Origin of the sequence: Duganella sp. P38 (assembly GCF_050859475.1) — a bacterium.
Taxonomy (GTDB): Bacteria; Pseudomonadota; Gammaproteobacteria; order Burkholderiales; family Burkholderiaceae_D; genus Rugamonas.
The window spans coordinates 2307275-2319781 of the sequence record NZ_CP193936.1 but is presented as its reverse complement, the minus strand read 5'-3'; the positions used below and the strand labels follow the sequence as shown (position 1 = coordinate 2319781).

At 64.9% G+C, this 12507-nt stretch carries 8 protein-coding genes; 1 reads left to right on the top strand and 7 read right to left on the bottom strand.

Annotated features, from left to right (window positions below; all coding sequences use genetic code 11):
* Positions 1–47: 47 nt before the first annotated feature.
* The 6 genes from ACRQ5J_RS10705 to ACRQ5J_RS10680 all read right to left on the bottom strand — a co-directional run bounded on the left by ACRQ5J_RS10705 (position 48) and on the right by ACRQ5J_RS10680 (position 10023).
* Entirely contained in the window at positions 48–1604 is a 1557-nt protein-coding gene (locus ACRQ5J_RS10705) for a tryptophan halogenase family protein (protein ID WP_432383234.1), read from the bottom strand.
* A 426-nt stretch (positions 1605–2030) separates the two neighbouring features.
* A complete protein-coding gene (locus ACRQ5J_RS10700) occupies positions 2031–3446 on the bottom strand; it encodes a sulfatase family protein (RefSeq protein WP_432383232.1) in 1416 nt (471 codons plus the stop codon).
* A 16-nt stretch (positions 3447–3462) separates the two neighbouring features.
* On the bottom strand, positions 3463–5874 hold the full coding sequence (locus ACRQ5J_RS10695; RefSeq protein ID WP_432383230.1) for a TonB-dependent receptor: 2412 nt from the start codon (positions 5872–5874) through the stop codon (positions 3463–3465).
* 86 nt (positions 5875–5960) lie between these two features.
* Complete coding sequence (locus ACRQ5J_RS10690) at positions 5961–7364, bottom strand: aryl-sulfate sulfotransferase (RefSeq protein ID WP_432383228.1); 1404 nt, start codon at positions 7362–7364, stop codon at positions 5961–5963.
* 161 nt (positions 7365–7525) lie between these two features.
* Positions 7526–7864 carry a P-II family nitrogen regulator gene (locus ACRQ5J_RS10685; RefSeq protein WP_019922031.1) on the bottom strand — a complete coding sequence of 113 codons (339 nt, stop codon included), beginning with the start codon at positions 7862–7864 and terminating at the stop codon, positions 7526–7528.
* 104 nt (positions 7865–7968) lie between these two features.
* Entirely contained in the window at positions 7969–10023 is a 2055-nt protein-coding gene (locus ACRQ5J_RS10680) for an NAD(+) synthase (protein ID WP_432383225.1), read from the bottom strand.
* A gap of 133 nt (positions 10024–10156) precedes the next feature.
* On the opposite strand from ACRQ5J_RS10680, the gene ACRQ5J_RS10675 reads away from it, so the two are divergent.
* Positions 10157–11290 carry a GNAT family N-acetyltransferase gene (locus ACRQ5J_RS10675; protein ID WP_432383223.1) on the top strand — a complete coding sequence of 378 codons (1134 nt, stop codon included), beginning with the start codon at positions 10157–10159 and terminating at the stop codon, positions 11288–11290.
* Here ACRQ5J_RS10675 and ACRQ5J_RS10670 read toward each other — a convergent pair.
* Positions 11281–12498 (bottom strand): hypothetical protein, encoded by a 1218-nt coding sequence (locus tag ACRQ5J_RS10670; RefSeq protein WP_432383221.1) that lies wholly within the window; start codon positions 12496–12498, stop codon positions 11281–11283. The two genes, ACRQ5J_RS10675 and ACRQ5J_RS10670, sit on opposite strands and share 10 nt — an antisense overlap.
* Positions 12499–12507 lie beyond the last annotated feature (9 nt).

Below are 12507 nucleotides of genomic sequence, written 5' to 3'. Positions count from 1 at the left end.
TATTGCCTACCACGGTTGATACTGCTGCTTGCTCCTTCCATCGATAGTCAGGCGGCCGCCCGGCTGGCGCCGCGCGCGGCCGCCGCCTGGGCGGCGACATAGGCGCCGTGATCGGGCATGCGCGCCACCGCCTGCGCGATCAGCTCGCGCAGTTCGGCAAAATGGCCATGCACCACCCGCACGTCGACGCGCTGCGCCAGCGGATCATGGCGTTTCGGCACCGCGCCCAGGCCCATCATCATCGCCACGAACGACGGCTCGGCGAAGCCGTCGCGATCAAGAATGGCCACGCGGCCGGTTTCGCGGAACAGTTCGATCTGGTGGCGCAGCGTGTCGGGAATCGCCATGGCGGCGCAGTAGCGCCAGAAGTCCGAGTCGTCGCGCCTGGTCAGCTTGTAGTGCAGCACGATGAAGTCGCGCACCGACTCATAGCGCATCCCCATCACGCGGTTGAATTCGTCGGCCAGCGCGGGGCTGCAATCGCGCTCCGGGAACAGTTCGATCAACTTGCCGACCGCCGTTTCGATCAGGCTGATGCTGGTCGACTCCAGCGGCTCGACGAAGCCGGCCGACAGGCCGACCGCCACCACGTTCTTGCTCCAGGATTTGCGGCGGCGGCCGGTGGCGAAGCGGATCTGGCGCGGCTCGTCCAGCGCCGCGCCGTCGAGGCCGTCGAGCAGCACCTGGCGCGCCTGCTCGTCGCTGGTGAAGCCGTTGCTGTACACGTGGCCGTTGCCGATCCGATGTTGCAACGGGATGCGCCACAGCCAGCCGGCCTCCCTGGCGGTCGAGCGGGTGAACGGCGTCAGCTGCGGCGCCGAGGCGCACGGCACGGCCAGGGCGCTGTTGCATGGCAGGTAGCCGCTCCAGTCCTCGTAGCCGGTTTTCAGTGCCCCTTCGATCAGCAGGCCGCGGAAGCCCGAGCAGTCGATGAACAGGTCGCCTTCGACGCGGCGGCCGTCGCGCAGCTTGACGGCCGTGACGAAACCGTTTTCAGCATGCTGTTCGACGTCGACGATCATGCCCTCGATGCGCTGCGCGCCGCGCGCCAGCGCGTAGTCGCGCAGGTAACTGGCGTACAGGCTGGCGTCGAAATGGAAACCGTAGGAATAGGCGTCGCTGACGCCGGGCGTGTGCGCGCCTGGCGGCGTGAACTTGCCGTGGCGCGCCATGACCGAGGGCAGCGACCAGTTTTCCAGGTCCGGCATCTTGTCGAACGCCTGCGCCAGGCGCAGCCAGTGATGGTGCGCGTCGAGACCGGCCAGCCTCGGGCCGAAGTCGCCGAAGGCGTGGAAGAAACGGTTGCCGATATGGCCCCAGTCCTTGAATTCGATGCCCAGCTTGTAGCTGGCCATGGTCTTGCTGATAAAGTCGTCCGGGTCCAGGCCCAGCGCGTTGTTGTAGGCGCGAATCGTCGGCAGGGTCGCCTCGCCGACACCGATGGTGCCGATCTCGGGCGACTCCACCAGCGTGATTTCGCACCGCTGGGCAGGATCGCGCAGCAGGCGCTGGGCCAGAGGCGCGGCCGTCATCCAGCCGGCGGTGCCGCCGCCGACGATGACGATCTTGCGGATCGGGCCGGGGTGCAAGTCGTTGCTGTTCATGGCGCGCCCTAAATGACAACGTTTTCGTGCTTTTCCGGGGGATGCTGAGAGGATGATGCCTGCTTGCCGCAGGACAGGGCAAGCTGCGCCACAGCCGTAGTGGCGGCTGGTTCTGGTAACGTTTTCAAGTCAGTCTCCCTTGTTTTTTGTCCGGCATCAAGGTGTCGGTGCTTGAACCCTAACATTAATGCGGGCACCGAACAAATGGTTGCGTGTCAGGCCGCGATGTTTAACTTGTGTCACTAAACAAAAGCAAACAAAATAAAAATACGGTGGGACTGCCGGAACACCGGTGTTTTATCGGGGAGGTTGCGCTTCCGGCGAAATGCGGTAGCGCTTCCATATGGAAAGCGACAGCAGAAAAATGCCGGCATCGCCGGCATTATGAATGTATCTTAACCACAACTACCCTGGCCAGGCGGTGCCTCAGTCGGCTACCGTCCCGCCGGTGGGCACGCCATAGCGGTCCGCCTGCGCCGCCCCGCTGACGCCGTGCGTGCGCACATCGGCCGTGATCGGCAGCATCTGCTGGTTCCACTGCTCCCACTGGGCCTTCAGTTGCGTGAACACCTCGGGATGGCGCTTGGCCAGGTTGGCGCGTTCGCGCTGATCCTTGACGACATCGAACAGTAATTCATTTTTCCCGATCTTCAGATACTTCCAGTTGCCCGAGCGGATGGCGCGCTGGGCGTTGGCCTTGTAGCGCCACAGCAGCGTGCGCTCGTTGTCCGGCGCCGCACCGGTCACGATCGGCAGCAGGTTCTGGCCGTCGGACGGATAGGCGGGATCGGGCGCGCCGCCGGCCGCCGCCAGCAGCGTCGGCAGCCAGTCCATGCTGATCGCCACCTGCTCGCTCACCTGCCCTGCCTTCACCCGGGCCGGCCAGCGCAGGATCGCCGGCACGCGGATGCCGCCTTCCAGCAGTTCGGTTTTCTGGCCGGTCAGCGGCCAGGTTTTCGAAAAGCGCTCGCCGCCGTTGTCGCTGGTGAAGATGACGATGGTGTTGTCGGCCAGCCCCTTCTTCTCCAGCGCCGCCAGCACGCGGCCGATCGACGCGTCCAGCGACTCGACCATGCGGCCGTAGGTGGCCAGGTCGCCGCCGTCGTAGTGGAAGATGTTGTCGATGTTGCGCGCGACGGCCTCGTCGCCCGGCCCCTCCCACGGCCAGTGCGGCGCCGTGTAGTGCAGCGACAGCAGGAACGGTTTGCCGGCCTGCTGCTTGTTGACGAAATCGACCGCGCGCGCGCCCAGCAGGTCGGTGTAGTAGCCGATCTGCTGCACCGGCACCTCGCCTTCGTACAGGTCTTCCTTCACGTTCGGGCCGACGCCCGGCTTGTGCGTGAAGTAGTCGATGGCGCCGCCGTAATTGCCGAAGAAGCTGTCGTAGCCGCTTTTCAACGGGCCGAAGCTTGGCAGGTAGCCCAGGTGCCACTTGCCGATCAGCGCCGTGCCGTAGCCCTGCTTTTTCAGCAGCGACGGCAGCGTCGGGTGCGATGGCGGCAGGCCTAGCGTGTCGGAGGCGCCGGCGATCGGCTCTTCCAGCCCGCCGCGCAGGCGGTACTGGTAGCGGCCGGTGATCAGCGCGAAACGCGTTGCCGAGCACACCGCCGAATTGGCGTAGGCCTGGTTGAAGCGGATCCCTTGCGCGGCCAGCCGGTCCAGGTGCGGCGTCTTGAAATCGGTCTGGCCATAGACGCCGAGGTCGGCATGGCCGAGGTCGTCGGCCAGGATGAAGATGATATTCGGCTGATCCCCGCCGGCGGCGGCTGCGCCCGGCAGATAGTTGGCCAGCGCCAGCGCGGGCAGCGATTGAAGGATGCGGCGGCGGGTGGTGTTGGTCATGCTGGTAGTCTCCTGTTTAGAAATCTGCGCGGGCGGTCAGGCCCACGGTGCGCGGCGTGCCGATGATGGCGTTGTAGGCGCCAAAGCTGGTGTTCCACATGCTGGTGTAGTACAGCTTGTCGAAGGCGTTCTTGGCCCACAGCGACACGTCCCATTTGGCGCCGCCGGCCTTGAAGCGGGCGCCGGCCGACAGGTTGGTCAGCGCATAGGCCGGAATCTTCGAGTATTGCGAGGCGTCCAGCGTGCCGAATACCTCGGTGCGGTACGAGGTGTTGGCGTTGAAATACGCCTCCACGCCGTCGGCCACCGCGCGCGCATACTGCGCGTTGATGCTGCTGGTCCAGCGCGGCGCGTTGACCAACGCGTGACGGCCCGACAGGTTGCACGAGGTGGCGCTGATTTCAGGCGGGCACGGCGCGTTGGTGTACCTGAGGTATTTAACGTCGTTGAAGGCGCCGTTGAAGCCGAGCGTAAAGCCGCGCGCCACCAGGAAGGTGGTTTCCAGCTCGGCGCCACGGCTGCGCACGTTGCCGGCGTTGGTCAGGTATTGCGACAGCGTGGTCGGATCGTAGGCGTTGTTCTGGTAGCCGTGCACGACGTTGGCGAACAGGCTGGCGTTGATCTGCGCGCGGCGCTCCCACAGATTGCTCTTGATGCCCAGCTCGACGTTGTTGGCTTTCTCGTTATCGACCTTGAGCGAGGCGATGCCGGCCGCGCCGGGCACGGTCAGGTTGATGCCGCCGGATTTTTCGCCGTGCGACAGGCTGGCGAAGCCGAGCACGTCGGTATCGATCTTGTAGGCCAGCGTCAGCAGTCCGGACGGGCTCAGGTTGTTGAGGCTGATCTCGCCGGAATTGAAGGCGCCGAAGCGCGCGTTGCGCGCGGCCAGCGCGGCGCCGGTGACGGTGGCGCCGCCGGTCGGCGCGTAGCGGATTTCATAGGCGCGCTTGTCCTCGTAGGTGGCGCGCAGCCCGGCGGTCAGGTCCCATTTCGGGTTGATGTGCCAGATCGACTGGCCGAACAGCGCGTAGCTGTTGACGCGCAGATGGCCGTCGGCCAGGCTGTTGACGTTGCTCCAGGCGCCGGCCGGCGTGGCGTTGAAGCGGTCGGCCAGCGGGCCGTTGTAGCTGAAGTTGGTGTTGTCGAGATTCTGGTAGAAGTAGTAGGCGCCGAACACCGATTCGACCTCGCGCCCTTGCGGCGTCGCCAGCCGGAATTCCTGCGTGAACTGGCGATGCCGCGCCAGCGCGCCGACGTTCAGCATGACCGGCACGTCGAGGCCGTCATCGTTGCGCGGCGTGAAGTTCCAGAAGCGGAAAGCACTGATCGCGGTGAACTTGTAATCGTTGCCGAGCTTGTAGTTGGCCTCGGCCGACAGGCCGCCCTGATGCACGCTGACGTGCGATCCGCTGTCGAGGTTGACCTGGTGCGCGCCCGGACTAGTGACCGGGTGCGCGCCGACGGCGGCGGCCTGCGTCAGCCAGCGTCCGCTCGGGCCGGCGCTGTAGAACACCATGGTGCCGTTGTTGGAATCTTCCTCGTTGTAATCGGCGATCACCCGCACGTTGAGCCTGGCGTCGGGCTCGTACAGCAGCTGCGCGCGGGCGCCCTGGCGGTCGCCGCCCTGCACCGTGCGGCCGTTGTAGCGGTTGGTGATATAGCCGCCTTCATGCGTCTTGTAGACCGACAGGCGGCCGGCCAGCGTATCCGAGAACGCGCCCGAGATGCTGGCCTTGCCTTGCACGAAGTGGTCCTGTCCGACCGACAGCGAGCCTGTATTTTCGCTGCGGAAGGTCGGCTGCCGGGTGGTGATGTTCAGCACGCCGGCGGTGGTGTTTTTGCCGAACAGCGTGCCCTGCGGGCCGCGCAGCAGCTCCAGCTGCTGCACATCGAGCGCGTCGAAAGCCGCCATGCCGGGGCGGGCCAGGTACACATTGTCCAGATACAGGCCGACGCTGCCTTCGAGGCCGTCGCTGGCGGTGTTGTTGCCGAGGCCGCGCACGGCAAAGCTCAGCTGGCGCGCGTGCACGAAGTTGACCGTGGTGCTGGGCAGCAGTTGCTGCAAGTCCTGCACGCGGTAGATGCGGCTGTTTTCCAGCGATTTGTCGTCCAGCACGCTCATGGTGGTCGGCACGCTTTGCGAAGTTTCGTTGCGGCGCCGGGTCGAGACGGTGACGCTGGCTATCACCTGCGCGGCATCGGCTGCTGCAGCGGCGTGCCGCGCGTCCTCGCCGGCCGCGGTTGCGGCGGCCACGACAGCGGTGGGCCCGCTGGCGCCGGCGGCAACGGTGGTGTCGGTGGTGTCGGTGGTGTCGGCGTTGCCGGCCACTGCCAGCAAGGCCGCATTCTGCGCCTGCGCCGGCGGCACAGCGGCGAAGGCCAAGCCGTAAGCCGCCGCGATGGCGAGCGCGAGTTTTTTCTGTTGCATGTTCAAGGCTTTCGTTCTGAAAAAGTGTAAGGAGTCCCGCACGCCGGCATGCTGGCCGGCGCGTTATGGCGTGAAGTGGTGAGCGGTTACTGCGTGGCTAAGCGAAACTTGCCTGGCTCGGGCGGGATCACCGCTTTCTCAGAGCGTGGCGTGCCTTCCGGCACCCAGTCATACGGCACCGGTTGGGCGCGGTATAACCAATTACTCAGCACCGGCTTGCCCGCGCCTGCCACCGGCGTCGGAGCGAAGTAAGGGCTGATATATTCCCAGGCGATCGCGCCGGTGGCGGTGACCTGGAAGATACGGCCGTTCATGCCTTCATCGATCAAGGTATTGCCGTTCGGCAGACGGCGGGCGCTGCTGATAAACGAGCTGTAGAAACTCCAGTCCGGGCCGTTGGAATCGCTGCCCGTGTATTCCCACACGATCTGCTTGTTGATCGGATCGATTTCCAGCACGCGCGAGCGCGGTTGCACGCCGACGCTGACGCGCGGATAGCCCGCCTCGCCCTGGTTGTCGAACACCAGGATATTGCCGGCGCCCGGCAGGCCCTGCTCGATCAGGTGCGCATCGTGCTGGCCGATGATCTGGTCGACCGGGCGCGGCAGCACACGCGGGCCGCGCGTCTGTGCCGGATAATCCGGGCCCAGGTTCCACACCACCTTGCCGGTCCGCTTGTCGATGATGACGATGAAGTTGGCCTCGCGCGAATCGATCAGGATGTTATCCGGGTGGAAGCGCTGATCGCCGCCGTCATGCCACTTGTTCGGCCCCAGCACCGACATATTGTTGATGTGCAGGTAGTCGAACGGCGTGCCTTTGCCGCGCGCCGACAGGCCCTCCTTCACCAACTTCAACGAGGCCGGCGAGAAGCCGAACTCGTTCAGATGCTCGGACGCCACCCACTGCCAGACGATATCGCCCTGCGGGTTCACTTCGTAGATCACATCGTCCAGCACCTGCGGCGCGCGGAAGCCCTTGACCGGGTGTACCAGGTTGGCCAGCACCAGCGTGTTGCCGTTCTTCAAGCGGCGCCAGTCGTGGTGCTGCTTGGCGCTGCCGCCGGGCACTTGCTGGTCGGCCTTGCCTTCCACCGGCGCCGCGTACGCATCCTGTGCGCTGGCGGCCGCGCCCCACTGCCAGACCACCTTGCCGTTCCAGTCCAGTTCGCCAATCGCCTGATTGTTCAAGCCGTTGCCCTGATTGGACGTGCCCGGCGCGCTGGCCAGCTGCACCAGCACGTTGCCGCGCTTGCCGCCGGTCAGGGCCGGGTCGAGCAGCACCGGCGGAAAGCCTTCGGCGTTCCAGTTGTGCACCTCGTTGCCGTTCATGTCGATCAGATGGGTTTTCTTGTCCTGCCCGCTGAAAATCACATAGCTGTTGTAGGCGCTGGCGGTGTCGTAGCGCGTCACGCCGGTCGGATACACGCTGGGCGCGGCGCCGAGCTGGGCCGCGAAAGACATCAGCGACAAGGCAACGATCTTTTTCATGATGCAGGCTCTCAGTAATGATGACAGTGTGTCTATATTACTGATCCACCCAGATAATTCGAACTAATATAACCAATAATGAATATGCAAAAACTACCTTAATCGGCGGGACACAAAAAAATGCCGGCAAGGCCGGCATTTCGAATAAAGCTGAAACAGGTTTACACCGCGTCCGGTCCGGTCTCGCCGGTACGAATACGAATGACTTGCTCGACGTTCTGCACGAAGATTTTGCCGTCGCCGATTTTGCCGGTGCGCGCGGCCTTGATGATGGCGTCCACCACCTGCTCGGCCACGCCGTCGTCGACCACCACTTCCACTTTGACTTTCGGCAGGAAGTCGACCACGTATTCGGCGCCGCGATACAGTTCGGTATGGCCCTTCTGGCGGCCAAAGCCTTTCACCTCGGTGACGGTCAGACCGGTAACGTTGACCTCAGCCAGTGCCTCGCGCACCTCGTCCAGTTTGAACGGCTTGATCACTGCGGTAATCTGTTTCATGACTTCTCCTTATACATAAATCGAAAATCCTGGGCAGCGGACTGCATGCTTTGCTTGTATTGTAATCGACCATGGCGCGCTGTCCATGCACATAAGCTTATTCTTTACTCATGCACAGGAATGGTGCGTAGTTCCTCCATCCATACAACGCTTTGCGCATCGCTGGGCGCGCGCCAGTCGCCGCGCGGCGACAGCGAACCGCCGCTGCCGACCTTGGGCCCGTTCGGCACGCAGCTGCGCTTGAACTGGCTGGTGCGGAAGAAGCGGTCGAGGAAGATGCCGAGGTTTTTCTTGATCGCCGCCAGGTCGTACTGGTTGCGCGTGACGTGGTCGCCGTCCGGCCAGCGGCCCTGCTCCCTGTCCTGCCACGCCGTGTGCGACAGGAACGCCACCTTCGACGGATTGAAGCCGAAGCGCAGCACGTAGTACAGGTTGAAGTCCTGCAGCTCGTAAGGGCCGATGGTGCTTTCGGTGCGCTGCTCGGGCTGGCCGCCGGCGGTGCCCGGCACCAGCTCCGGGCTGATCTCGGTGCCGAGGATGTCCAGCAGCACCTGCGCGTCGTTGCGGCCGATCACGCCGGACTCGGCCACCCAGCGCACCAGGTGCGAGATCAAGGTCTTCGGCACGCTGGCGTTGACGTTGTAGTGCGACATGTGATCGCCGACGCCATAGGTGCACCAGCCCAGCGCCAGCTCGCTCAGGTCGCCGGTGCCGATGACCAGGCCGCCGTGGTGGTTCGCCAGCCGGAACAGGTGGTTGGTGCGCTCGCCGGCCTGGACGTTTTCAAACGTGATGTCGTACTGCGCCTGCCCCGCCGAATACGGATGGTTGAGGTCCTTCAGCATCTGGATGCAGCTTGGGCGGATGTCGATTTCCTGCGCCGAGCAGCCGACCAGCTGCATCAGCGCGTGCGCCTGCTTCAGCGTGCGTTCGCTGGTGGCGAAGCCGGGCATGGTGTAGGCCAGGATATTGGTGCGCGGCAGGTTCAGCTTGTCCATCACGCGCGCGCAGACCAGCAGCGCGTGTGTCGAGTCGAGGCCGCCGGACACGCCGATCACCACTTTCTTCAGGCCGCTGGTGAGCAGGCGCTGCGCCAGCGCCTGCACCTGAATGTTGTAGACCTCGTTGCAGCGCTCGTCGCGGCGGCGCGCGTCGGCCGGCACGTAGGGGAAGCGCTCGACGCAGCGCTTCAGCGGCAGCGGCTGCTCGTGCTCGATTTCCAGGTGGAAGAACACGGTGCGGAACTTGCCCACTTCGGCCGCATGGCGCTGCACCGACTGCGCGAAGGTGTTCATGCGCATGCGCTCGCGCGACAGTCGTTCGAGGTCGATGTCGGCAAAGGTCAGGGTCGGCTCGTCGATGAAGCGCTTCGGCTCGGCCAGCAGTTCGCCGTTCTCGTAGATCACGCCCTGGCCGTCCCACGCCATGTCGGTGCTGGACTCACCGCCGCCGGCCGAGGTGTACAGGTAGGCGGCGATGCAGCGCGCCGACTGCTGGCCCACCAGCTGGTTGCGGTAGTTGGACTTGCCGACCAGCGCGTTCGAGGCCGACAGGTTGACCAGCACGGTGGCGCCGGCCAGCGCGGCAAACGACGACGGCGGCACCGGCACCCACACGTCTTCGCAAATTTCGACGTGGAACTTGAACAGCGGCAGATCGCCCACCTCGAACAGCAGGCCGGCGCCAAACTGCACGCGCTCGCCGAGCAGGTCGATTTCGGTGGCGGTGGCGTAATCGGCGCTGCTGAACTGGCGCGCCTCGTAGAATTCGCCGTAGTTGGGCAGGTAGCTCTTCGGCACCACGCCCTGGATCTGGCCGTTGGCGATGACCACCGCGCAGTTGTACAGCTGGTGCTCGACGCGCAGCGGCGCGCCGACCACGATGGCCATCTTCCATTGCAGCGACGCGTCGAGGATGGCGGCCAGGCCGTCCAGCACGCCGTCGAGCAGCGCGCGCTGGTGGAACAGGTCGTCGCAGGTGTAGGCCGCCAGGCCCAGCTCCGGGAAGGCCACCAATGCCGCGCCCTGCGCGGCAGCCTGTGCGGCCAGCGCAATGGTCTGTTCGGCGTTGTAGGCCGGATCGGCAATGCGGCACACCGGCGCGGCAATGGCGACGCGGGCGAAATCGTGGGTGTACAGATTGAAGAAATTATGGGCCATGGACAGCTCTTCCGCGTAGGCAAAATCAAATTATCGCATGGGCCACGCCGGCCCGCATCCGGCCCGCAAGCGTCCGCAGCGGGATTCGGCGTAACCTGCCACAATATTGACTTCACTACGTTGGGGGATAAAGTTGGCCGAGCCTGAATTTACGATCGTGGACTCGCTGGAAGGCATCGATCCGGCCGCCTGGCAGCGGCTGGCCGGCGACAATCCGACCCTGAGCCATGTGTTCCTCAGCGCCCTGCACGAGAGCGGCTGCGCCTCGGACCAGACCGGCTGGTCGCCGCGCTTTCTGCTGCTGCACCGCGAAGGCGTGTTGCAAGGCGCCGTGCCGCTCTACCTGAAGACGCACAGCCGCGGCGAGTACGTGTTCGACCACAGCTGGGCCGACGCCTTCCACCGCCACGGCCTTGCCTACTATCCGAAGCTGCTGTCGGCGATTCCGTTCACGCCGGTGACCGGCAGCCGGCTGCTGGCGCACACGCCGCAGGACAGCGTGCTGCTGGCGCGCGCCGCGCTGCAAGTGGCGCGCCAGCTGGACACCTCGTCGCTGCACATCCTGTTTCCCGACGCCGCCAGCAAGCAGGCGCTGACTGCGGCCGGCTACATGCTGCGCGAAGGCGTGCAGTTCCACTGGGAGAATCACGGCTACGCCGACCTCGACGCCTTCCTCGCCACCATGAAAATGGAAAAGCGCAAGAAGCTGCGCCAGGACCGCCGCCGCGTGCACGACGCCGGCATCCATTTCGCGCATCTGGCCGGCGCCGCCATCAGCGACGAAGTGCTGCGCTTTTTCTACAGTTGCTATGTCGCGACCTATCAGGCGCACTACTCGCGGCCGTATCTGTCGCTGGCCTTCTTCCAGCGCCTGCTGGCAGAAATGCCTGATAAGCTGATGATCGTGCTGGCCAAGCGCGGCGACACGCCGGTGGCGGTGGCGCTGAACCTGGTCGGCGGCAACGTCATGTACGGCCGCTACTGGGGCACGACCGAATTCGTCTCCGGCCTGCACTTCGAAACCTGCTATGTGCAGTCGATCGAGTATTGCATCCGCCACGGCATCGCCAGCTTCGAGGGCGGCGCGCAAGGCGTGCACAAGATGTCGCGCGGGCTGGTGCCCACGCCCACCTGGTCGGCGCACTGGATCGCCGACGAGCGCTTCGCCGATGCGATTGCCGATTTCCTGGCGCAGGAAACCGCCGCCATGGACGACTACATCGACGAATTGGCCGAGCACATCCCGTTCAAGGACGGTCAGAAGTAATAGCCGGCCTGGATGTTGATGCGGCGCGTGTAGCCGTCATGCGCGCGCGAGGTCGAGGCCAGGCCGCCGCCATCGGGCGAGATGTACGGGTGGTGCTTGCCGACCATGAAGTCGGCGTAGAACAGCCACTTGCCGGCCGAGAAGCTGAGGCCGGTGACGTTCTGCACCGAGTTCTTGTAGCCGGCCACGCGCTTGCGCAGCACGCTGTAGTCGTTATACAGCTTGAAGCCGCTGAACGGCCCGAGCTTGCCCGGCAGGTCGTAGCTGACATTGCCGATGTAGATATCGCCTTTCGTCGCCACCGGATACGGATAGCCGAACGCGCCCAGCATGACGAAGCTGTTCGGATCGAGCCCGCCATAGGTCTGGCTGGCGCTGTGGCTGGTGTGATAGCTGTAGCGCAGCGCTTCCAGCGCCACGTTCCACGGCCCGGCGCCGCCGCGGTAATGCACGGCGACGGCGTTGCGGCGCGTGTCGCGGCCGCTGCTGCGGGTGTCGTTGCGGATGGTGCCGGTCAGCGCGGAGACGCCGACCTCGTTGCGCCGCGTGTCGTCCATGAACAGGGCGACGCGGCCGATGGCGGTGTTGCGCTCGTGGTCGCGCTGGCCGGTGCCGTAGCCCTGCTGGTCGTCGTCGGGCACGATGTTGTACGAGTAGCGGTTGGAGGCGCCGGCGGTATTGCTGCCGCCGCCGTACGAGCCGCCGTCGCGCGGGTAGAAGCCCAGTTGCCATTCGACCGGGCCGGGCTTGCTGGCGTACGTGACGCCGAGGTCGAACTTGTCTTCGAAGCCGGCGTAGAACGCGATCGACTCATAGTAGTTATTCGAGGTGAATGGCGCCAGCCCGAACATATTCTTGTCGAGGCCCACATGCAGCGTGCTCTTGTCGGCAAAGCGCATGCCGACCCAGCCGTGATGCAGGAAGTGCTGCCAGTAGCCGCCCTGCCCTTTCGGGAAGCGGTTATAGCGGTATTGCGCCGAACCGATCAGCGTGCCGTCGTCGTAATTGACGTCCAGCCGCGCCGTATCGAGGCCGAAGAAACCGTTCGAATAGTCGTCCTGCCAGCTCTTGTACACGTAGTTGAAGCGCACCGCGCCGCCCACCGTCCAAGGCGAACCGGCCGCGTCCGCAGCCGCCACACCGCCAGATACCAGTATCAACATCGCCGCCAGAACGGCGCCACCGTAGCTTGCGTTTTTCTCAGACATAAGTCCCTC

Excerpts from the sequence above, each read along its gene's own strand:
- ACRQ5J_RS10705 (WP_432383234.1), bottom strand. The coding sequence starts at position 1,604 with ATGAACAGCAACGACTTGCACCCCGGCCCGATCCGCAAGATCGTCATC.
- ACRQ5J_RS10680 (WP_432383225.1), bottom strand. The coding sequence starts at position 10,023 with ATGGCCCATAATTTCTTCAATCTGTACACCCACGATTTCGCCCGCGTC.
- ACRQ5J_RS10695 (WP_432383230.1), bottom strand. The coding sequence starts at position 5,874 with ATGCAACAGAAAAAACTCGCGCTCGCCATCGCGGCGGCTTACGGCTTG.
- ACRQ5J_RS10690 (WP_432383228.1), bottom strand. The coding sequence starts at position 7,364 with ATGAAAAAGATCGTTGCCTTGTCGCTGATGTCTTTCGCGGCCCAGCTC.
- ACRQ5J_RS10670 (WP_432383221.1), bottom strand. The coding sequence starts at position 12,498 with ATGTCTGAGAAAAACGCAAGCTACGGTGGCGCCGTTCTGGCGGCGATG.
- ACRQ5J_RS10700 (WP_432383232.1), bottom strand. The coding sequence starts at position 3,446 with ATGACCAACACCACCCGCCGCCGCATCCTTCAATCGCTGCCCGCGCTG.
- ACRQ5J_RS10685 (WP_019922031.1), bottom strand. The coding sequence starts at position 7,864 with ATGAAACAGATTACCGCAGTGATCAAGCCGTTCAAACTGGACGAGGTG.